Here is a 20,775-nt window from a genome sequence, read left to right on the forward strand (position 1 = left end):
TCGGACTTCGTTTTGGGCGGCGGTCAACGCAGCAACGTTGCTTAAAAAAACTACTGCTCAGCTAAAGGCTATTCACGCTTCCTTTTCAGCAGTTGCTGAAATTGTTCCTCGGTCAAAGGCTTCATCTGGTAACCCCACGCGGGTGCGCCCGGATACCCGTTATCATTGAGCAATGTTTGGATCTGGTTTGTGAACAAATCATTGCTCCATGGGTGAGAGGTCGGTGTGGCCGAGACTCCGTCCGGGAACATGAAGGCCAGGAATGGGCGCTCGCCTACCTGCGTCACTTCCACACGGAAGCCCTCCTCGTAGTCCTCAGGGTAGTGGCCCTTAGTGTAGGAGTCGATTTTTTCCTGAAGAGCTGAGCGGGTACGGTATTCGGTGAATTCTTTGGTCACCGTGATACCGGCGAACACTACGACTGTTCCTATGGCGCAAATGGCTAGCAATGCTCCGAAACCGATAGCGATTTTCTTCCATTTCAGCAGCGTCACTTTCGCGCCAATTGCGAAGATAAGAGCCGCAACGATCGAAGCAATTACGCTCAGAGAAAATTCGGTGAGTGTCATCTTTATCCTTAAAAATCAGTTATCTGAGATGTAAGAATATCGAGCGTGGATAGCCAATGCCATCATTATGATTCCAGCCATGTTCGTCCATGCCGATATCACCAGCGACGCGACCGTTGTCCTCAAATGAAGGTGTTAACAGGAGCGCGACATGTGTAGCGTCGTTCCACCTGAAATCTGCGCTGCGCTCACGAGTTCTTCGAGCATGTTCGCCGACTTGGTGTAACTGTTTTGTGAGGTGCTGCCGCACTGACAACTGTTCCAGAACGGCGGCGTCGCGTAACCGTCCCAGATTCTGAACAGTGTCCAACGCCACTCGCACATTGCTGCGGCTTACCCCGTAGGCCTCCGAAAAAAGCCTGTTAACTGGGCAACTGATCGCCAACGGAGAACCCCTCGTCAGTTATACGTTTGGTCAGCGTGCCGGTGAGGCCGAGCGAATCAAAATATGATAAAAGCGAAACGATTTTTAGGCTATGCGCTACACTCCTGCCGAATTCCGTAACAGATGACTCCTTGAGCGAATCCAAACCGTGGAATATCTCTCCGAAATCTTGAAGATCCTAGATGGAGCTCTCAAGGCAAATGCCAGCATGGCGTCCAACTATGCTGGTCTCTTGGCTGACAAGCTTGAGAATGATGGTGATAAGAAGCAGGCCCGCATGATCCGAGAGCGACTGGCGCGAGCACCTGTCGCTCTCGCCAGCGCGCAAGATGCTGCCAACGGGCTCAGCCTGTCGAATCTGCCGACCGACGGTGAAAGCCACCTGCATACGGTGGACGTAAGCTATCCGGCACTGGACCATGAGTTGCTGATTCTTTCGAGCGCCGTAGATAGCCGTATTCAGGAGTTCCTGGCCAACATCAATCGATATGATGATCTCGCCAGAGTCGGTGCCGCTATGCCAAGTCGATTACTGACCTATGGGCCTCCCGGCACTGGCAAGACACGTCTTGCCCGTTACGTCGCAGCCAACCTCGCGATGCCGCTTCTCACTGTTCGATGCGACACTCTGATCAGTAGTCTGCTGGGCCAGACCAGCCGAAATCTACGTCGGGTGTTCGAATTCTCACAACAGCGGCCCTGCGTCTTGTTTTTGGATGAGTTCGATGCGCTGGCTGGTGCTCGTGGAAATGAGCGCGACGTGGGCGAACTGCAGCGGGTCGTCATCGCATTGCTTCAGAACATTGATGCAGTGCCTGATAACACGATTATCATCGCGGCAACCAACCACGATCAGCTTCTGGATCCTGCTGTATGGCGTCGTTTTAGCTTCCGGATCCCGCTGGGCGAGCCAGACTTGGCTCTGCGTACCTTGCTATGGAAGCAGTTCCTAGCACCGTTTAATACCGAGGAATTGGATCTTTCCAACTTGGCTAAGGTTTCCGCAGGTATCACCGGCGCAAACATTGAACAGGTTTGTCTTGATACCAAGCGCGCAGCAGTGCTTTCTAACAAAACAGAAATAGATGAGGGCCAGTTGCTCCGCCGATTGGGTTTAAATCTTGCGCTGAGTGGTGGCCGGGTGCTATCTACTGTGGAGTCTGAAATACGGTGGCTTAATGGATGGGCACCTCGATACTTCTCCCTAAGAACATTAGGGCGGCTGTACGACCTGTCGACTAGGCGTATTACCAAGATCCTTAAGGAGGAGATCGTAAGTGGCTCGCAAGAACTTGCCCCCGGGGCATTCGCTGAATGCCAGGGTTGAAAACCCCTTTATTCATATCCCGTTCCAAGCACGGGATCTCAACGCTGTAGATGGCAACGCCAGAAGCCCCAAACCGCTGCTGGATGTTGATGAGGCCTACCGCCAGGCTCTCTCGCGGGGCTTGGCAAGCGCAATGACAGCTCTTTCGCGAGAGAGAGCACTTCATCCTCAAGCATTGACGCACTTGGTTCTCAAGCTGCGAGAACAGGGAATCGCTAAAACCCACAGACCTATCAAGTTGGCTGAAGAAGCCAGCCTCCAACCTGCAGGGCATGCTCGTATCAACGAAATGCTCGTCGGTGCGTCGTCGGAAAGCCTGAACGACTTGAACAGAGTGATCCTCCAGCGCGGGACGCAGAAGATTCTTCATAACTTGAGCGTGATCGAAGAAATTCAGCCTTGGAGCCGTCAGCGGAGGAACCCGGAAGGCAGTGTGCGACTGTTGGAGCACGGCCGCGCGGTTTTGCGACTTTTCCAGTATCAGCACGACGTCTTTAATGCATTCAACTACGAGACCGTGCAGCGCACGCTTAAGTCCTTTTCACTTCCCTTTATTGAGATTGCCCAAGGCCGAGGCTTGCCAGTATTCGCCATTCGGGATCTCGACAAGATTCAAGATGACCATCTCGAGTTGCTGCTCAATTTCCCAGGTATACGAACAGTCTTCGCCGAGCCGGTATTCAGGCCACGCCAGGCTGTTGCCACACCTCAAAGCGGCGAGAATGCCGCTCAGGCTTCGGCCGAGCTGGACGGTCTGCCGACAGTTGGGGTCTTCGATACCGGGGTGAGCCCCTCGGCCAAAGCAATCGCTCATTACGTCGCGTCGCGTGACACTTACGTACTGCCGCCGGATACCAACTACGAGCACGGCACTGCGGTTGGATCACTGGTAGCCGCCGGAGCTCACTTCAACAATAAGCACGCGTGGCTGCCTTCAACGCCCGCGATGATTCATGACGTCTGTGCGTTGGAAGTCGGTGGGTCAAACATGTCGGATTTGGAGCTGCGGCTTAGCCAGGCAGTACGTCGGCGTCCTGATGTTAAGATCTGGAACATTTCGATCGGTGGCGATCCTTGTGACGAAAGCCTGTTCGGCGACTTTGCCATGACGATGGATGAGCTAAGTGACAAGTACCAAGTGCTCTTCGTGGTAGCAGCCGGGAATTACAACGACGAGCCTCGGCGGCAGTGGTTAACGCCTGCGACTTTGGCGGACAGGATTTCCTGCCCTGGTGAGTCCGTGCGGTCACTCACTGTCGGCTCGATCTCACATATTAATGCAGCTGACGCACTGACTGCCATTGGCCACCCAGCACCATACTCGCGCTCAGGTCCCGGACCGGTGTTTACACCAAAACCCGACATCACCCATGTAGGTGGAGGTGTGCACGCGCCGTGGAACGCCGGTCAGGCAAGTCTTTTAGTTCTTGGACCTACCGATCAGTTGCAACCAGCTACGCAGCACCGTTGGCGTCGAGCATGGCGGCTCATGCCTGGCGGGCCATCGCCGGTCGTCCTGGGCTTGATCCCTCGCCGTCGCTAGTCAAAGCGTTGATGATTCATGCCGCTCAGCTTTCATCGCCTGATTACGATGCATATCATCGCCGCTACCTCGGCGCTGGACGGCCAGATGATGTATTGAAAGCGCTCTACGATTCCAATGACAGCTTCACCTTAGTGTTTCAGGCCAATCTAGTTCCTGGAAACATGCGTTGGCGAAAGGCCAACTACCCTATGCCGGACGTGCTGATGGATGGGGACAAATTTCGCGGCGAAATCATCATCACGGCCGCTTACGCTCCACCGCTGGACCCGAACGCTGGAAGTGAATATGTACGCGCGAACATTGAGTTGAGCTTCGGCCTCATCCATGGCGAAACAATCAAGGGAATGGTTCCTATGGATAGCGATGAGGGACGAAGTGGTTATGAGGCTGCGCAGATCACATGCGGTAGCAAATGGTCACCCGTAAAGGTGCATCGCAACAGTTTCCCTAGAGGCGTCACAGGTGAGCAGTGGGGGTTGCAGGCGACTGCTCTGCTGCGTGCATATGAGCCAGCTCTGATAGAGCCCTTGCCAGTTCATATCATTGTCACAGTCCGGTCGCTGGATGGAGATCCACAGGTTCGCGCGGCGGGCCTTCGAGCCCTTGCCCAGACCAACTGGGTGAACACACCACTGCCTGTGCGAGTACCGCTCCGCGTGTGATCAAGATGATTGGCGTAGCCTGATAGATATCGGACGTAGACTCTTGGGTCGTATTTTCTATCTATCAGGTCAAGAGGCCATGAGGAGATCGCCCGAGTTGCCAGGGGCCGCCATTGCCGCAGGGCTGGTCCTTCTCCCTTGCTTGGTTCCTTAGCCGTTATGGCAGCGCCACTGAGAGGGCTCGGCTTAACACTGCTCTATCTGATTGCGCGCAACGCATGATCGAGCCAGGAGGGGATGAATTAGATCGAGATGGCTAGTCGAGGAAGTTGGATATGCGCTTTGGCGAAGTAGTAGAAACCGCATGCTTGTCGGGCGTCTTCGCCGGGAAACCGCAGTCCATGGTGCTCATGAGTTGAGTGAAGCTGAGCTGTCGGAAGGCATGCGCGATGCGAGGAGCTTCATAGACCGCTTCGCAAAATTAGTTGAACCTAGATTTATTGCAATAGAAGGGCGGCGTGTCTAGGGAACCAGGGTCGATTCAATCCGTCGACCATCCTCCGGCGCTCCGAGTTACGGGAGGGGTGCACCAGAGGTTCGGGTGGGAGTTTGTCGCCGTCTGTAGAATCAGTATTTCGCAGAGGAAAAGCTAGAAAATCACCGTTCGTGAACCAATTCAAGATCACAAAAGACCTTGGATTTCTTAAGTAATCCTATGATTTTTAAGTGTTATTTTGTATTTTTTTTGAAAGGGCGTGTCACCTATATCTAGAGAGAGCTGTTCCGATTTCGGTAGAAAGGTCTCATCAGAAGCCATTTGAGATCTACCAAAATGAATAACTTTCGCAAAGCTGTAGAAGCTCTGGAAAAACTCGCATCTAAGGCAGACAAACTAGTTCCGCTCGTTCTGTCCTTCGCGATCTTCGCTGCGATCATCGTCATCGGTTTGCAACAAGGAGTAGGCAAATGAGGATTCTCCCTTGGGTGAAGATGCCAGCACTTTGGATTAAGGCAGGGGGACTGCGAGACTTCGGGTGGGCTAACACGAGCAATGTGTCGCGTTCCTCAGCCATCGCAGCGTTGCAGCTGTACATCGCACTGATGACTGTCGCAGAGGAGGACTGGCGGACTGATGGCTGCAAGCTGGTTGCAGACATTACGTACAGCGATCTGATGCGGATCACCAATCTAAGTCGGCAGCTGGTGGCAGCAGGTCTGGAGGGTTTGGTGAAGGCTGGCCGGATCACGAGTGAGAAACAAGGCCGGAAATGCCGGTACCTGATTACCGGCTACGACTTCAGCGGCAATTGGTGCAAGCTGCCGGCTAGGGCTTTGTACATTCCGCTGAAACAGACGCTGATCGAGCCCTTCCAGTTGTTCCAGAAGCGGTCGGTTTGCGAACTCGATGCGCTCAAACTATTCCTTTATTTTGCTTTCGCCCGGGATAACAAAACGCCATACACGATGGCGTCGTTCGAAACGATCTGCGAAAAGACAGGCGTGCCCGAAAAGCGCATTCCCCGAGCAAACGCGTTTCTCATCAACTGCGGCCTTCTGGCCAACTTGTCGCGAGAGCATTCGGAGGACGTCAAGAAGAAGGAACCGAACAAATACTTTTTGCGCGGTTACAGGGAGCTTTTTGTAGGCCAGCAGGCTATCACGCCCGCGCCCGCAGCCTAATAGACTGAGTCCGACCTGTTCAGGTTCTGTTCATGCTGGAACATACCCATCCGTGAACAAATCGGGCGATCACCGATAGTATCACTAGCTTTTGTGCCCTCAGGACGGCAGAGATCGTGCTGAACGACCTACGCCAACCAGGCGAGCTTGCAGAATACCGGCTCGCGACCAGGCAGACGGTTGCCTGCGATCAGTTCTTGCAGGAAATGAACACCACCAACGGCGCTGGGGCAGAGGCACGATGCGCTCTGCCAGCGTATCGGTTGCTCCCGACTGAGGTATGCAGAGGGAGGTGATGAGCCAGCGGTACTCGACACGGCTCGATCAATTCTGGAGGGTGAGTGCTAATGACTCAAAGCCTGTCAGGAAGCCCTCGCTCTCGAAGCCTGCTCCTGGTCCTGCTACAGCAAATGAGTGATGGTCCACCCTTGATCGACCAATGCCGTTTTACACTCGTCCGAGACCCGTTCTGCGTTGACTGCCAAGCATAGAAAGCTGGTAGGTCGCGACATACCGACATACAGGTTTCGAAATTGAGAAAGCTGAGTCTCAGGCATTTTCCCGGAGCGAGTGCCAATCCCAGCGATGATGGGTAATGCCAGCTGTACGTCGAAGCGACGACTTGGATGGCCGAGAGACTCCATGACGAGGGTTGCCAGATGCGTTTCGCCTTTCATCGAGGCGAGGGTACCGATATGAACATCTAAGTTGCGACCATTTTTTTCGATAGGGCACATGGACCGGTGGGCTCCGTGAACAGCCATGGCCTCTGGCCGCTCAAAAACCGGGAGCGCGGCGAATATCTGTGGCGTCATGTGATTAGGTAGCAACGGACGCAACCTCACGTATAAAAAATTCACGATACGGATGCGCCTAGCTTCATCCGCATCGCTCACGTTTGTCATGCACAGATCACGAATCAGTAGCCGGAAGGCTGAAACATCTCCATCAGCATCACGGAGTTTTCGAATTAGCTGATGATCGGTTTTCAAGCCTTCGACAATCTCTGCCTTGGCCGCGCGCAGTACCAGAAACAGTGCTCTGCGGATCTCCTCAAATCTTGATGAAAATGATGCGTTTACGGCAGGCTTGGGCCCCCGAGAAGCGCCCAGACTCGCACAAGCTTGAGTCCGGGTGATTTGTCGCCACCCGAAGCCGGCCAGTAGTCTAAAAGGGTACGGCCTGCTAACTGTGTTAAGGCATCCCCTTGTTTGCGAGCGCAAAGGGCTTTGACTTTTCCACTGGTCAGATCGGCATCGCTGAACCGGTCTAGTACATGGCCTCCAAACGTCGAAATCACATCCTGTACTCGCCCTGTGCTGTAGACGATCAGCATGGACGCGTGTCGGTCTTCGGCCTCTCCAGTAACAGCAGTGCCTGCCAGCTGTGTTCTAGACACAGACTTAGCGATGTGGGGACCGAAGCGCTTGCTGGAGGAGATCGGAATTGCGTCGCCTCGGGGAAAGTCAGGTTTTCCGCGCCTTCCGAGCTTCCAAGGATTCGTTGGTTGATGTCGCCGAAGCGCTGAATGGTGACGGTCTCATCGAACATCAACTGCAACAAACGCTCTTGCTCCCAGGACGTGTCCTGCATTTCGTCGATGAAGACGATAGGGAACCTTCGGGATAGCTGGCTGCGAACCTTAGGGAAAAGGGTCAGCAAACGCTCTGCGTATGCAAACATGTCTGCGTGCCGGAAAACCCCTTCAGCAGTGAGCTTTTCTTTGATACCGACGATTGTCGGAAGCGTTTTCGCGCCTGGTTTAGGAAGCGAGCCAAACTCGCTGGCGAGGTCCAGAGAGGCACCTTTGTACACCAGCCCCTCTAGCATGGTCGCAACGCTCGCATTGTTTTGCATATAAAGCTTCAAGCCAAAGTTAGCTTGGGCTAACGCCAATGCCCGGCGAGCGAAGATATCGTTGTCGATCACATCGACAGTTATCCCATTGCTTCGCAGGTAGGGTAGAGCCAGAAACTGATTCACCATGGCGTGAATCGTCCCGATGAAGTGGGGATGCGTGAGCAGGCGACTCCCGTCATGGCTTGTACTTAACCGATGTCGAATCTCATCCCGGGCGACATTGGTATGACTGAGCACACAAACGCCTGCGCGGCTTGAGGTCCATCTACGGCTCAGCATCAGGAGCTTCGCAGCTAGTACCGTGGTCTTGCCACTGCCTGGCGCGGCGTTTATGTCACGAGACTGGTTCTCCAGTAATACGGCGCGCCGCTCTTGATCATCGAAGTTCAAGTCGGGTGTCAATTCGCGTAGAGCCGCAAGATCGCCAGCATTGATCACAGGGACTGTCATGGCTCAGCCCTGCCAGTCAGATGCCGTAACGCCTGCTTTAGGTAAGGTGGGAGCTTGTTGAACAGCTCATTGCCTTTCCCATAGTCGCCTGTTGAAATCAGGTGAGCGGCGTACTGGGCGGTGATCGCTTTCGATGCATCTTTTTCAACGAGCGGCTGGTAGATGAGTGACGCCAATTCCACTGCCGAGTGTCCGGCGTTCGAGAGTTCTTTCCAGCGCTCGCCTGCCTCGACGATCGTCTTCTTCTCATCATCCTCCGTCAGCCGTTCACCCCTTGAATCTGCCTTCTTCGCTAGGTGAATTGCGTCATGCATCAACTGGGCACATCCATGAAGGGCAAGATCGAATTCCAGCGTCCAGTTGTTGGAGACGCAGACAATAGTGCTACCACCTTGGGCGCGGTCGACCTTCGTTTTGATCAGTGCCTCGACTTCCTCTGGCGTGTAGTCTTTTTCGAATCGTTTACGTTTGTTCTTGGGAGGAGATATGTAGGTCGCCTCATTGGGAACGATGTCACGATCCGTGATGCAGGCGACAGGAATGGGAATCGCCGAGCCATCAATCGGCTGCAAGATCCGGGCGTAGTGATAAAGCCCAACTCCGCCGACGTTAACGCAAGAAATGCCGTGTTCGTTAAACGAGAATCCTGAAGCTGCAGCCAGAGCGGGCAGCAGTAGCGCTTCTGCTGGCCCTTCCACGATCGCAACGCCGCGAGCGAAGAATAGATTCGCTTTGGTAGCATCTATAAAGCGTCTCAAGAACTCGTAGTCGCTTTTCAGTAACCTGGTTTTCCCGTGGGCCAAGCTGAATAGCTGAGCACGGTTTACCAAAGTCAGGCTCGCGATATCCGCACCTGCCACCAGAGAAGGGCTGTGGGTAGTCATAACGATCTGAACAGGCCGGCTATCTGGCTCAGCCGCCATAGAGGTGCGTTCGAGAAGCTGCTGAACGCGCTCCTGCAGCTGCGGATGGAGATGGGCCTCGGGTTCCTCAATCAGCAGCAATCCGAGTTCATCACCGTCCCGGAGCAGAACCAGTTCGGTCGCCATGAACAGAGCGTTGTTATAGCCGAGTCCGCGAATGCACCGCTCCCCAGGGTCGACGGTGGAGGATGGCAGTAGCGCCAATTCGAAGCGCTCCAGAATGGGTTGTAGCCCCAGTTCCGGAGCGATCTGGATACGTGACGAAAGGGCATCGCCGGCAAACGCGAACTTGTTCAGGTAGTTGTCGTTGATGTCGTCCTGGACATCTCTGATGACCTGATGCTCGCCCAAGTGGTGCTGAGCAAACGCCATCAGCCCGACCAGGTTGCTAGGGACGGTAGCTGGAGCCGCTAGGTCGAAGTCATTTTGCTCCTGCCCATCAATGCGTTTATGAGCGCCCAAAATTTGGGACAGCCGTGACTGACGACCAGGGCGTAACTCGGCTTCGGCATCTCGAAGGGGGCGCAAGTAGGTGGCTCGGATGAGTTCGCGCACCGCCGTGCCGATCTCTGGCCCCGTGCCATTCGGGCCCGAGCAGGTGATTGCCTCGACCCGTCCACGCTTGTTGGCCTTCGGTGGTATCCAACGCGCCTGCAGATAGACGATCAAGCTATGAGACCCGTCTGCTTCGTGGGTCATCCATTCGAGAACGGATGCCTCTTGCGCGGGGTCTAAATCCACAAGAGTGGCTTCGATGAACAAAGAGCGTGCTCGTGTTGTGCCCGCGATGTGAAAGTCGGTTTCGAAAAGGCGAATGAACTCGTAGCTGGTTGTCCACAGCACATAGCGAATCGCGTCGATTACGGAGGTTTTGCCGGAGTCGTTTTCCCCGACGAGTATGTTCAGTCCGGGGGCAAGCTCCCAATTAAGTGATGGGGCAACCGTACCGTCGCCAAACGCACGAAAATTTGACGCCCTGATCCGCTTCAAATGCATCTTGCTTCTCCGTCCTATTGGAAAGCCTGTCCCGAATGGCGTAAGGCAGTCCGTGCACTCTGTGGGTGTGATTGGCTTTTATCACGGGAGGAAGCGGGTCGGAAGGGTAATTCAATGGCAGCAAGCCATTACTAGGGGGTGGAATGAGGATTCCATGGGCACTTGAAGACCAAATCCATGAATACACATTCATTTCATGGCCATTTGGACAGTGAATTTCCACTGATTCTATCCAAGCCCAGGCAAGCAGCAATGCAGGACTATTCACACCATCGGCCTATCTGATTCAGCGGTACATGGACAGGGCCGCATCAGCACATCAGCTTCGTACCGCTGGAGGTTGCGGAAGAAAAACTCCGTTCTTTGTCCGGGATTTGTTGACTACTACATGTCGATCCTTGCCGTAAAAACATGAAGGGATGCTAGACTCCTCGCGAGGTCTAGCATCCCAGATCTTGCACCACCATAGCCCTGACCAGTCAAGACTCGACCCTCAGCTGGTTCAGGGCTTTCATTTTGAGGGCATCGAGGTGGATGGATTAGCACTCGATGCCCGTGACTCTTCTCCTCGCGATCCGCATACGGCCTCCTTACGTAGGTCTTACTTTTTACGTTGCACCACCACAGCCCCGACCAGTCAAGACTCGACCCTCAGCTAGTTCAGGGCTTTCATTTTGAGGGCGTCGAAGTGGGTGGGTTAGCACTCGATGCCCGTCGCTCTTCTCCTCTCTATCCGCATACGGCCTCCTTACTCAGGTCAACATTTTTGCGTTGCACCGCCACAGCCTTAACCGGTTAAGACGCGACCGTTAGTCGGATCTGCGCTTTGATTTTTGAGGGCCTCGAGGGTGTGGACGGCACTCAGTGCTCCAAAATCTCCTATGCATTCGCTTTAGACCTCCCGGTGCGTTTCTGCTTGGTGGGTGGAGGCGGCGGAAGTGGTGTGGATGCGTTCAAAGCCTGTTTGGCTGCCTCAGCTGCCGCCGCCGCAGTCGCTTTCTCTGCCTCTTTGCACGCAGCCCAATAGGTGTGGACTGCCTCAATGTCGCCATAGGCACCGATCTCGGGCAGTCGCTCGATGAAGCGGCTATACAAGCCATCCTGAACCTTAACTGCATCGCGCATCCACTCAACCGCAGCGTTAGGATTGGTGAGCATCACATAGTGGAACTCCCCTGATGCGCCCGGCTTGGTAGTGATGAACTTCAGCTCCCGGAGCGTCTTCATCCGGCGACGCCAGGTGTCCACAGCCCGCTCCCCGATGAACCCTGCTTCAGCAGCAAAAGTGCTGGGATTCTCGATGGTGATGACCGGATGATCGGGCATCCGCGCCCATAGACAAAACAGCACATGGCCGGCAGGCTGTCCCTTCGACTGGGCGTCGATTATCTGCATAGCAATAGGCAGGGTCCGAGGAATCGTGCTGAAACCGTCGTGAGTTTTGCGCGTCCATTTCCACGCCTCTGGAACGTCGGGGAAGTGGACTAGCATCAATTGTTGAGCGCGTTCCGCCATCGTTAAGCGGCGTTTTGCTGACTGTTTTGCGTTGGCCATTGTGCAGCCCTTATCCGATTTCTGTTGAGCTCAGTTTCCTGACATCCGTTGCCGATGACAAACCGTCATTACGCGCCCATATCACGCATCTCAACGCGCGTGAATGAACGATACAGACCACTCAAATTCATGATATGAGACTAGTTCAGATGCTCGAATTGCGTGATATCACGCAGAAAAAATTTATAATTTCATGAATTTATTGGTTTTATTATTGTTTTTCGGTGCTCGGCGTGCTGAAGGTACTCAGCGTGCTCGGTGTGCTCGCCGTGCTGCCGGGTATAGGGTGCGGGAAGAGGGGCATGGCGAGATGGGGCTGCCTCCATTTTTTCGCACCTTAAGGTCCGATCGCCCTCATGGAAGAAGACGTTTCGTTATGTCTACGACTTTGGCGACAACTGGGAACTGCGCATCAAAGTCGAGAAAACCTTGCCCGCGATTATGTTCCCACAGGTGCCGTGGTGCATCGATGGGGCCAATAGACGCCCGCCGGAAGATATTGGTGGTGTGCCTGGTTATGAAGAGTTTCTGGCGGCGTTGGCAGATCCGAATCATCCCGAACATGAAGAAATGTCAGAGTGGTATGGGGATGATGGATTTGATCCGACAGCGTTTGACTGCGACTGGGTCAACCAATGGCTGAAGAAACAGGTGAAGGCCTGATCAGCAAGAGGGTGCTGGGCGGGCGGTTACTTATTGTTCATGAAAACCACCTCTCTATCTCTACAGATTTGCGACACCAAGGTGCCTAATACGAATGACACCTTCGCTTCCAGTTCTGTTCCGCAAACCAGTCTGAGAGTCGGCGCCATCGCAGCAACGTTTGCGCCCGTGCGAAGCCATGGATGTGATTTGCTGAGCAACGCTAATAAGCATACTTCATGCAAATCGCTGTTTTTGGTGTAATGTTAGGACACTAATCACATAGAGATTTCCCATGTCCAAGCTCGCAGAATTCCGCCAACTCGAAAAACACCTGGCCGAACAGCTCGACGCTCTCGAAGCCCTGAAGGGCGATGCTGGCCTCAAGAAAGAAATCGAATTTGAATCAAAGCTGTGCGACTTGCTTGCCAAGTATGGCTACAGCCTGAAAGACGTAATCAACCTACTTGATCCACAAGCCGGTCGTCGTGCTCCCGCTGCCCAGTCGCAATCGGGCACGCATAAGCCACGCCAGATGAAGGTCTACAAAAATCCGGAATCTGGCGAAGTTGTCGAAACCAAAGGTGGCAACCACAAAACCCTGAAAGAGTGGAAAGCGAAATACGGTGCCGACAAGGTTGAGTCCTGGCTGACCAAGTGATCTAGATTTGAGTACAAAAGGGCCCTGCCAATTGTAGGCGGATTACTTGTTAGCAAGCCTCACCATAAATAAAAAAAGCTTTCGGATTTCTCCGAAAGCTAGCTGCTGAATTCATAACGGCGGGTGACCAAACCAAGTGAACTTCCACACGCCCTGATCGCGGGTCGTTCAAGTTCATGCATTCAGGCAGAAACTTTTTACGGGTATGTCGCAAAGCTGCGGGTCGAGGCTCCTTAGAACTAGCAGCGTATTTCCTGCTGGCAAGTCATAGACCTGGCCCGCCTGATAAGAGGTTAGGTAACAGCTTTTACCATGTCCTCAATGACCTTCTTAGCATCGCCGAAGACCATCATGGTTTTGTCCAGGTAGAACAGTTCGTTATCCAGACCGGCGTAGCCGCTGGCCATCGAGCGCTTGTTGACGATAATGGTCTTGGCTTTAAACGCGTCGAGGATCGGCATGCCGGCAATCGGCGATTTCGGATCGTTCTTCGCAGCCGGGTTGACCACGTCGTTGGCGCCCAGCACCAGTACCACATCGGCCTGACCGAACTCGGAATTGATGTCTTCCATCTCGAACACCTGGTCGTAAGGCACTTCGGCCTCGGCCAGTAACACGTTCATGTGCCCCGGCATCCGACCTGCCACCGGGTGAATCGCGTACTTCACGGTCACACCGTGATGGGTCAATTTCTCGGTCAGTTCCTTTAGCGCGTGCTGCGCCCGTGCTACCGCCAGACCGTAGCCTGGAACGATGATCACGGTGTCAGCGTTTGTCAGCAGGAAGATCGCGTCGTCAGCCGAGCCGGATTTCACCGGGCGAGCCTCCTTGGCGCCTGCCGGGCCAGCATCGGCGGTATTGCCGAAACCACCGAGCAGTACGTTGAAGAAGGAGCGGTTCATCGCCTTGCACATGATGTACGAGAGGATCGCACCGCTGGAGCCGACCAGCGAGCCGGCAATGATCAGCATCGAGTTGTTCAGCGAGAAACCGATACCCGCCGCTGCCCAGCCGGAGTAGCTGTTGAGCATCGACACCACGACCGGCATGTCGGCGCCGCCGATCGGGATGATGATCAGCACGCCGAGCACGAAGGCCAGGGCCAGCATCACGGCGAAGGCGGTGTAGTCGCCGGTGAGCATGAAGGTCACGCCCAGACCCAGTGTGGCCAGGCCCAGCAGCAGGTTCAGCTTGTGCTGGCCGCCGAACTGTACCGGTGCACCCTGGAACAGGCGGAACTTGTACTTGCCGGCCAGCTTGCCGAAGGCAATGACCGAGCCGGAGAAGGTGATGGCCCCGATGGCGGTACCGAGGAACAGTTCCAGGCGGTTACCGGCCGGGATCGCGTCGCCGAGGTTCTGCACGATGCCCAAGGACTGCGGCTCGACCACGGCGGCCACGGCGATGAACACCGCGGCCAGGCCGATCATGCTGTGCATGAAGGCGACCAGTTCGGGCATCTTGGTCATTTCCACGCGTTTGGCCATGATCGAACCGGCGGTGCCGCCAATCAGCAGGCCGACGATCACGTAGACGATGCCATCGTGTGCGAGCTCGGCGCCGAGCTTGTAGATCAGGCCCACCGTGGTGAGGATCGCCAGGCCCATGCCGAGCATGCCGAACAGGTTGCCACGACGCGACGTGGTGGGGTGCGAGAGCCCCTTGAGCGCCTGGATGAAGCAGACCGAGGCGATCAGATACAGGGAAGTAACTAGGTTCATGCTCATGCTTGCTGCACCTCGGCCTTGACTGCGGCGGCCTTGGCAGCCGGAGCTTTGGCCGCTTTTTTCTTGAACATTTCCAGCATGCGCCGGGTCACCAGGAAGCCACCAAACACGTTGACCGCGGCCAGGGCCACGGCCAGGGTGCCCATGGTCTTGCCCAGTGGGGTCACGGTGAGGGCGGCGGCGAGCATGGCGCCGACGATGACGATGGCCGAGATGGCATTGGTCACCGCCATCAGCGGTGTGTGCAGGGCCGGTGTGACGTTCCAGACCACGTGGTAGCCGACATAGATGGCCAGCACGAAGATGATCAGGTTGTAGATACCGTGAGAGATCAGCATGTCTTCCATTGTTTTTATCCTCAGCCGTTTTTGCGCACGATCTGGCCGTCGCGGCACATCAGGCACGCGGCGACGATATCGTCTTCCAGGTTGATCACCAGTTTTCCGTCTTTATCGAACAACAGTTTCATGAAATCCAGCAGGTTGCGGGCGTACAGCGCCGAAGCATCGGCCGCCACGGCGCTGGCCAGGTTGGTCGGGCCCACGATGGTCACGCCGTGTTCGACTACCACCTGATCGGCAATGGTCAGTGGGCAGTTGCCACCCTGAGCGGCGGCGAGATCGATGACCACTGAGCCCGGCTTCATCTGCGCGACAGTCTCGGCGCTTAGCAGCGTCGGCGCTTTGCGGCCCGGAATCAGCGCGGTGGTGATGACGATATCGGCCTGCTTGGCGCGCTCGTGCACAGCCTGGGCCTGACGCTGCATCCAGCTCGCCGGCATCGGCCGCGCGTAACCGCCGACACCGACGGCGCACTCGCGCTCTTCATCGGTCTCGTAAGGCACGTCGACGAATTTGGCGCCGAGGGATTCGATCTGTTCCTTCACCGCTGGACGCACGTCGGACGCTTCGATCACTGCACCCAGACGTTTCGCCGTGGCTATCGCCTGCAGGCCGGCCACACCCGCGCCGAGAATCAGCACGCGCGCCGCTTTCACGGTGCCCGCAGCAGTCATCAGCATCGGCATGAAGCGTGGGTAATAGTGAGCGGCGAGCAGCACCGCTTTGTACCCCGCGATGTTCGCCTGCGACGACAACGCATCAAGACTCTGCGCCCGCGAGGTGCGCGGTGCCGCTTCTAGTGCGAACGCGGTAATCCCGCGCTCGGCCATTTTGGCGATGGTTTCGTTGTTGAACGGGTTGAGCATGCCCACCAGCACCGTACCGCGCTTGATCAGCGCCAGTTCGGCATCGCTTGGCGCGACGACTTTGAGGATCAGCTCGGCGCCAAACGCATCGTTGGCACTGCCAATGGTTGCGCCGGCGGCTTCATAAGCACTGTCAACAACGCTGGCTTTGACGCCGGCGCCGGTTTGCACAGTGACCTTATGGCCCTGGCCGATCAGTTTTTTGATGGTTTCCGGGGTTGCAGCAACACGTGTTTCACCCATTTGTATCTCGAGAGGAACGCTAATATGCACTTCCCACCTCCGTAATATTATTCTTGTAAGAGACGTTGCTACCTGCCTTTTAGGGGAGGAGCCCATGACTGCAAACGGTCGACACCCATTATGGGAAGCGCTAAATCGCAGGCACCATTGATGAGTGGCAGAAAAGATATTGCATACGTATGCAATAATCAACTCCTTTGTATGCTGCTTCAAGTGCCGATAGTTTTTGGGTGAGAAAGGAAAAGCGGGTGTAAAGGAGAGGAGAAAAGCCCCCGCGTAGTGAGCGGGGGCAAAATCGAACGATGGAAAGGGGGAAATTACTGAATCATCTGCCAGACGGTATTGCCATCGATTTCTCTTAGTCCTGTCTCAGGTAGACGTGTGCTACCTCGAATAATGAGCTGGCCCGCTAATACCTCTTGAATGGATGGAGTGGTATTGGCTGCGAGCTGGGCGCGAATAACATCAACTGTTCGTTGCACCAACTGGTCGATTGGCTGCAGGTACGTGGTTAGCCCAATCATTGGCCATTTTGACATCTCGATGTTGTCGAATCCGACAATCGAAATATCTTTCCCGGGTATCAGGCCGCATTCACGGGTGACTACATTCAACGCCGCAAGAGCCATTAAATCGTTTGCACAGAAAATCGCATCTGGGGATTCGCAAGGGACATCAATCGACGGGTGGCCTCCATAGCCGTTTGAAAGCTGTAGTTGCCTACCTCCCGTAAAGGTGCAGGAAATCCATGCTCTTGGAGTCTCTGCGAAAAACTACGTTCTCGGTCACGGCTTGTGGAAGAGCCTTCGTGCCCTGCGATGAAGGCCAAGTTTTGATGGCGTGTAGACACTAGGAAGTCGGCGATAAGAGCGCCCCCTTGAGCGTTGTCACTGGTCACGCTCGAGACTGTTTCGCTGTCATTTTTCCGGTTGAGGAGCACAACAGGGAGACCGGTTTGCTTGCATTCCTCAGCAAAGTGCGACGAAAGAGTTGCGGATACCAGAATCAATGCTTCGACACGATGCCGCAGCACCTCTTCAAGGATTGGGTCTGAATCCTCATTGGTAACCATCGAGAAAAGCAGCACTCGATACTCCATGGACTCAAAAGCTTTGGAAAGCGCTTCGAGCACCTCGGAGTAGAAAGGATTGGCCATGCTTGGAATGACTACACCGATGAGGTTTGATCGGCGGGTAATTAATGAGCGTGCGACCAAATTTGGACGATATCCGAGCTCTGCTGCTGCAGCTTCGACTTTTTCCCTGGTTTTTGGGGCCACACTCGCGCCCTTGGTGTAGGTACGCGATACCGCAGACTGAGAGACTCCAGCGAGCCTAGCTACGTCGTGGGCCGTGGCGGGGCGGCGAATAGATTCAGCCATGGACGGTTACCCTGAACGAAAATAAAAATCGCATCCTACGCATCTACCCCTTTTCAAACCACTGAAGAGTCTTCTATGATGGCTCTGCATACGTATGCACTCATCCGAAAAAAACAATCCCAGGAGACTGCAAATGGCTAAGTGGCTGAAGAAAGGCGCTGAAGCGGAAGCCGTAAAATCTGCCGACCGTCAGGTTCGCGACACTGTTGAAACAATTCTTGCCGATATCGAAGCGCGTGGAGATGCCGCGATACGCGACCTCGCCGTTAAATTCGATAAAATGGAACGTGACAGCTATCGGCTTACTGCCGCAGAGATCGACGCCTGCTACTCACAACTGACTAAGCGCGACATTGCCGATATTGAGTTTGCTCAAACCCAAGTGCGTAATTTCGCGCAACATCAACGCAACAGCATTCAAGATATCGAAGTTGAAACCTTGCCGGGCGTTATTCTCGGCCACAAAAACCTGCCAATGAATGCCGCAGGCTGCTACGTTCCAGGGGGTAAATATCCACTGCTGGCGTCAGCCCATATGTCGGTCATTACTGCAAAGGTCGCAGGTGTGCCGCGTATCATCACCTGTGCTCCTCCTTTCAATGGAAAGCCTGCACACGCGATTGTCGCTGCCCAGCATATGGCTGGCGCTGACGAAATTTATTGCCTCGGTGGTATCCAGGCTATCGGCGCAATGGCCATTGGTACCAAAACCATCGCTCCTGTAGACATCTTGGTGGGCCCAGGCAACGCTTTCGTAGCCGAAGCCAAACGCCAGCTGTTTGGTCGTGTGGGTATCGATTTGTTCGCAGGCCCAACCGAAACTCTGGTTATTGCTGATGACACCGTCGACGGCGAAATCTGTGCTACCGACCTGCTCGGCCAGGCCGAACATGGCCCTGATTCCCCAGCAATTCTACTGACCACTTCCGAGAAGCTGGCCCGCGATACCATGGCTCAAATCGAGCGCCTGCTGCAGATCCTTCCTACCGCCGGTGTTGCTCGCCAAGCTTGGGAAAATTTTGGCGAAGTAATCGTGGCTGATAGCGACGAAGAAATGTTGTCGATTGCCAACGATTTGGCATTTGAGCATGTTCAGGTGATGACTAAGGATCCAGACTGGTTCCTCGCCAATATGCGTAACTACGGTGCTTTGTTCCTTGGCCCACGCACTAACGTAGCATTCGGTGACAAGGCAATTGGTACTAACCACACTCTGCCAACCAAAAAAGCTGCCCGTTACACCGGTGGTCTGTGGGTCGGTAAATTCCTGAAAACCTGCACATATCAGAAAGTTATGACTGACGAAGCTTCTGCTTTGGTTGGTTCGTACTGCTCGCGTCTTTGTGCGCTGGAAGGTTTTGCAGGGCACGGTGAGCAAGCAAACATCCGCGTGCGTCGCTATGGTCATAAGGATGTTCCATACGCAGGTATCGCTGAATAAAGAGTGATAGTAGCGGGCTTGGGTCACTTCAAGTGGCCCGATAATAACAATAATCATTTGCCGCGCCGTCACCTGTAACTTGGGTGCGAGCGCGGCAGGGCTTCGTGGATCCTCATATGAGTGTAATTATTGCGTTGCTTGCGTTATGCGGCCTAATGTTTGTCGCCTACCGTGGATACAGTGTGATTATTTTCGCACCAATAGCTGCTCTTGCTGCTGTTCTTTTAACAGAGCCAAGCGCTGTCGCTCCGGTATTTACTGATATTTTCATGGAGAAGATGGTTGGATTTGTAAAACTCTACTTCCCTGTTTTCTTGCTCGGCGCAGTATTCGGTAAGCTTATCGAAATGTCGGGCTTCTCTCGTTCAATTGTCCAAGCGTTCATCAGGCTATTGGGCAAAGAGAGAGCTATTCCCGTCATCGTGATGGTTTGCGGTCTATTGACCTATGGTGGTGTATCGCTTTTCGTCGTAGTCTTTGCGGTTTATCCTTTTGCCGCAGAAATGTTCCGGCAAAGTGATATCCCAAAGCGGTTAATGCCAGCCACCATCGCACTGGGCGCATTTACGTTCACGATGGACGCAATGCCCGGTTCGCCACAAATTCTCAACATTATCCCAACGACTTTCTTCGGCACTACCTCTTGGGCGGCGCCATGGTTAGGGTTGGCGACATCTGTGTTTGTACTCAGTTGTGGATTCATTTATCTCGAATACTATCGTCGCAAGGCGCGTAGAACGGGCGAAGGCTACGGAACAGATCTTCGCAACGAGCCAGAAACGCCGGAAGATATCCCGCTGCCTCACCCTCTCATCGCGATACTTCCTTTAGTGTTGGTCGGTGTCATGAACCTGGCTTTCACCTACTGGATCCCTCACTGGTACGGCTCTGTCTACGACATCGCACTTCCTGGATTGAAAGCGCCTGTCCAAACTCAGGTTTCGAAGATGATCGCGATCTGGGCGGTTCAAGCTGCCTTGCTTGTAGGCATTATCACAGTGTTGATTTTTGCTTTCAAAGCTGTGGTCGCTAAGCTGGCTGAGGGCAGTCGCGCGGCGGTGGGGGGAGCTATGTTGGCAACGCTCAATACTGCGTCGGAGTATGGTTTTGGCGCAGTGATTGCCATCCTGCCAGGTTTCCTCTCCGTCGCGAGTTCGTTGAAAGCGATACCTAACCCTCTGCTAAACCAAGCCCTCACGATAAACATCCTTGCGGGTATCACTGGATCAGCGTCCGGTGGATTGAGTATCGCGTTAGGAGCGATGGCCGAAACCTTTGTGGCGGCTGCCAACGCTGCGCATATTCCCCTAGAAGTATTGCATCGCGTGGCGTCGATGGCCGCTGGCGGCATGGACACGCTTCCTCATAACGGGGCCGTAATCACGCTCCTGGCTGTCACGGGATTAACGCACCGTGAAGCGTACAAATTCATATTTGGCATCACGATTTTCAAGACATTGAGTTCTTTCTTTGCAATAGCAGTCTTTTATACGTTTGGCATCGTGTAAGTACGACAGAAAGGATCGCCATCAGCTGCATTTTCGGCTCGTAGTATGCAAACCTCTACGGCCAGGTTTGCCC

At 54.5% G+C, this 20,775-nt stretch carries 17 protein-coding genes and 1 pseudogene; 8 read left to right on the plus strand and 10 right to left on the minus strand.

Features of this window, described 5'->3' with window-relative positions; genetic code table 11:
* Window positions 1-68 precede the first annotated feature (68 nt).
* A complete protein-coding gene (locus M0746_RS04035) occupies window positions 69-569 on the minus strand; it encodes a hypothetical protein (protein WP_258448282.1) in 501 nt (166 codons plus the stop codon).
* 533 nt (window positions 570-1,102) lie between these two features.
* On the opposite strand from M0746_RS04035, the gene iteA reads away from it, so the two are divergent.
* The 4 genes from iteA (at window position 1,103) to M0746_RS04055 (ending at window position 6,109) form a co-directional block, all read left to right on the plus strand.
* Window positions 1,103-2,281: an anti-phage ATPase IteA gene (gene iteA / locus M0746_RS04040; RefSeq protein ID WP_236379558.1), complete on the plus strand. Its 1,179-nt coding sequence runs from the start codon at window positions 1,103-1,105 to the stop codon at window positions 2,279-2,281.
* Complete coding sequence (locus M0746_RS04045) at window positions 2,232-3,824, plus strand: S8 family serine peptidase (protein WP_258448283.1); 1,593 nt, start codon at window positions 2,232-2,234, stop codon at window positions 3,822-3,824. The genes iteA and M0746_RS04045 overlap by 50 nt, the downstream gene beginning before the upstream one ends.
* Complete coding sequence (locus tag M0746_RS04050) at window positions 3,761-4,489, plus strand: hypothetical protein (RefSeq protein ID WP_258448284.1); 729 nt, start codon at window positions 3,761-3,763, stop codon at window positions 4,487-4,489. Before M0746_RS04045 ends, M0746_RS04050 begins: the two co-directional genes overlap by 64 nt.
* Before the next feature lie 906 nt (window positions 4,490-5,395).
* Complete coding sequence (locus tag M0746_RS04055; protein ID WP_116665704.1) at window positions 5,396-6,109, plus strand: ArsR family transcriptional regulator; 714 nt, start codon at window positions 5,396-5,398, stop codon at window positions 6,107-6,109.
* 401 nt (window positions 6,110-6,510) lie between these two features.
* Here the strand turns inward: M0746_RS04055 and M0746_RS04060 are convergent, their stop codons facing one another.
* The 4 genes from M0746_RS04060 to M0746_RS04075 form a co-directional block, all read right to left on the minus strand.
* Complete coding sequence (locus M0746_RS04060; RefSeq protein ID WP_258448285.1) at window positions 6,511-7,101, minus strand: hypothetical protein; 591 nt, start codon at window positions 7,099-7,101, stop codon at window positions 6,511-6,513.
* A 337-nt stretch (window positions 7,102-7,438) separates the two neighbouring features.
* On the minus strand, window positions 7,439-8,419 hold the full coding sequence (locus M0746_RS04065; RefSeq protein ID WP_258448286.1) for a UvrD-helicase domain-containing protein: 981 nt from the start codon (window positions 8,417-8,419) through the stop codon (window positions 7,439-7,441).
* On the minus strand, window positions 8,416-10,338 hold the full coding sequence (locus M0746_RS04070) for an ATP-dependent nuclease (RefSeq protein ID WP_258448287.1): 1,923 nt from the start codon (window positions 10,336-10,338) through the stop codon (window positions 8,416-8,418). The genes M0746_RS04065 and M0746_RS04070 overlap by 4 nt, the downstream gene beginning before the upstream one ends.
* Window positions 10,339-11,217: 879 nt before the next feature.
* Window positions 11,218-11,892 (minus strand): hypothetical protein, encoded by a 675-nt coding sequence (locus tag M0746_RS04075; RefSeq protein ID WP_258448288.1) that lies wholly within the window; start codon window positions 11,890-11,892, stop codon window positions 11,218-11,220.
* Window positions 11,893-12,252: 360 nt separating this feature from the next.
* Here M0746_RS04075 and M0746_RS04080 point away from each other — a divergent pair.
* Together M0746_RS04080 and M0746_RS04085 are read left to right on the plus strand one after the other, a co-directional pair.
* Window positions 12,253-12,555 (plus strand): annotated as a pseudogene (locus M0746_RS04080) (plasmid pRiA4b ORF-3 family protein); the annotation flags it as partial.
* 274 nt (window positions 12,556-12,829) lie between these two features.
* Window positions 12,830-13,195: a histone-like nucleoid-structuring protein, MvaT/MvaU family gene (locus M0746_RS04085; protein ID WP_258448289.1), complete on the plus strand. Its 366-nt coding sequence runs from the start codon at window positions 12,830-12,832 to the stop codon at window positions 13,193-13,195.
* Between the two features lie 293 nt (window positions 13,196-13,488).
* On the opposite strand, the gene M0746_RS04090 is transcribed toward M0746_RS04085, so the two are convergent.
* The 5 genes from M0746_RS04090 to M0746_RS04110 all read right to left on the minus strand — a co-directional run bounded on the left by M0746_RS04090 (window position 13,489) and on the right by M0746_RS04110 (window position 17,753).
* Window positions 13,489-14,922, minus strand: coding sequence for an NAD(P)(+) transhydrogenase (Re/Si-specific) subunit beta (locus tag M0746_RS04090; protein WP_258448290.1), 1,434 nt, complete (start codon window positions 14,920-14,922; stop codon window positions 13,489-13,491).
* The gene (locus M0746_RS04095) at window positions 14,919-15,269 is read right to left on the minus strand and encodes an NAD(P) transhydrogenase subunit alpha (RefSeq protein WP_046042645.1); all 351 of its coding nucleotides are present in this window, start codon (window positions 15,267-15,269) and stop codon (window positions 14,919-14,921) included. The genes M0746_RS04090 and M0746_RS04095 overlap by 4 nt, the downstream gene beginning before the upstream one ends.
* A gap of 11 nt (window positions 15,270-15,280) precedes the next feature.
* On the minus strand, window positions 15,281-16,402 hold the full coding sequence (locus tag M0746_RS04100) for a Re/Si-specific NAD(P)(+) transhydrogenase subunit alpha (RefSeq protein ID WP_258448291.1): 1,122 nt from the start codon (window positions 16,400-16,402) through the stop codon (window positions 15,281-15,283).
* Window positions 16,403-16,689: 287 nt separating this feature from the next.
* Window positions 16,690-17,001, minus strand: a complete 312-nt coding sequence (locus M0746_RS04105) for a substrate-binding domain-containing protein (RefSeq protein ID WP_258448292.1) — start codon at window positions 16,999-17,001, stop codon at window positions 16,690-16,692.
* Window positions 17,001-17,753: a LacI family DNA-binding transcriptional regulator gene (locus M0746_RS04110; RefSeq protein ID WP_258448293.1), complete on the minus strand. Its 753-nt coding sequence runs from the start codon at window positions 17,751-17,753 to the stop codon at window positions 17,001-17,003. The genes M0746_RS04105 and M0746_RS04110 overlap by 1 nt, the downstream gene beginning before the upstream one ends.
* Before the next feature lie 133 nt (window positions 17,754-17,886).
* Here M0746_RS04110 and hisD point away from each other — a divergent pair, with 133 nt between their 5' ends.
* Both hisD and M0746_RS04120 read left to right on the plus strand, forming a co-directional pair.
* The gene (gene hisD / locus M0746_RS04115) at window positions 17,887-19,194 is read left to right on the plus strand and encodes a histidinol dehydrogenase (protein ID WP_258448294.1); all 1,308 of its coding nucleotides are present in this window, start codon (window positions 17,887-17,889) and stop codon (window positions 19,192-19,194) included.
* 116 nt (window positions 19,195-19,310) lie between these two features.
* The gene (locus M0746_RS04120) at window positions 19,311-20,702 is read left to right on the plus strand and encodes a GntP family permease (RefSeq protein WP_258448295.1); all 1,392 of its coding nucleotides are present in this window, start codon (window positions 19,311-19,313) and stop codon (window positions 20,700-20,702) included.
* The last annotated feature ends 73 nt before the right edge of the window (window positions 20,703-20,775 follow it).

The organism is Pseudomonas sp. S11P7, from assembly GCF_023195435.1.
GTDB classification, from domain to species: Bacteria; Pseudomonadota; Gammaproteobacteria; order Pseudomonadales; family Pseudomonadaceae; genus Aquipseudomonas; species Aquipseudomonas fluorescens_G.

Bases quoted from the DNA above. Each gene is read 5' to 3' on its own strand.
- M0746_RS04035 (WP_258448282.1), bottom strand. From the start codon at position 569: ATGACACTCACCGAATTTTCTCTGAGCGTAATTGCTTCGATCGTTGCG.
- M0746_RS04050 (WP_258448284.1), top strand. From the start codon at position 3,761: ATGGCGGCTCATGCCTGGCGGGCCATCGCCGGTCGTCCTGGGCTTGAT.
- M0746_RS04055 (WP_116665704.1), top strand. From the start codon at position 5,396: ATGAGGATTCTCCCTTGGGTGAAGATGCCAGCACTTTGGATTAAGGCA.
- M0746_RS04065 (WP_258448286.1), bottom strand. From the start codon at position 8,419: ATGACAGTCCCTGTGATCAATGCTGGCGATCTTGCGGCTCTACGCGAA.
- M0746_RS04070 (WP_258448287.1), bottom strand. From the start codon at position 10,338: ATGCATTTGAAGCGGATCAGGGCGTCAAATTTTCGTGCGTTTGGCGAC.
- M0746_RS04075 (WP_258448288.1), bottom strand. From the start codon at position 11,892: ATGGCCAACGCAAAACAGTCAGCAAAACGCCGCTTAACGATGGCGGAA.
- M0746_RS04085 (WP_258448289.1), top strand. From the start codon at position 12,830: ATGTCCAAGCTCGCAGAATTCCGCCAACTCGAAAAACACCTGGCCGAA.
- M0746_RS04090 (WP_258448290.1), bottom strand. From the start codon at position 14,922: ATGAGCATGAACCTAGTTACTTCCCTGTATCTGATCGCCTCGGTCTGC.
- M0746_RS04095 (WP_046042645.1), bottom strand. From the start codon at position 15,269: ATGGAAGACATGCTGATCTCTCACGGTATCTACAACCTGATCATCTTC.
- M0746_RS04105 (WP_258448292.1), bottom strand. From the start codon at position 17,001: ATGGCTCTTGCGGCGTTGAATGTAGTCACCCGTGAATGCGGCCTGATA.
- M0746_RS04110 (WP_258448293.1), bottom strand. From the start codon at position 17,753: ATGGCTGAATCTATTCGCCGCCCCGCCACGGCCCACGACGTAGCTAGG.
- hisD (WP_258448294.1), top strand. From the start codon at position 17,887: ATGGCTAAGTGGCTGAAGAAAGGCGCTGAAGCGGAAGCCGTAAAATCT.
- M0746_RS04120 (WP_258448295.1), top strand. From the start codon at position 19,311: ATGAGTGTAATTATTGCGTTGCTTGCGTTATGCGGCCTAATGTTTGTC.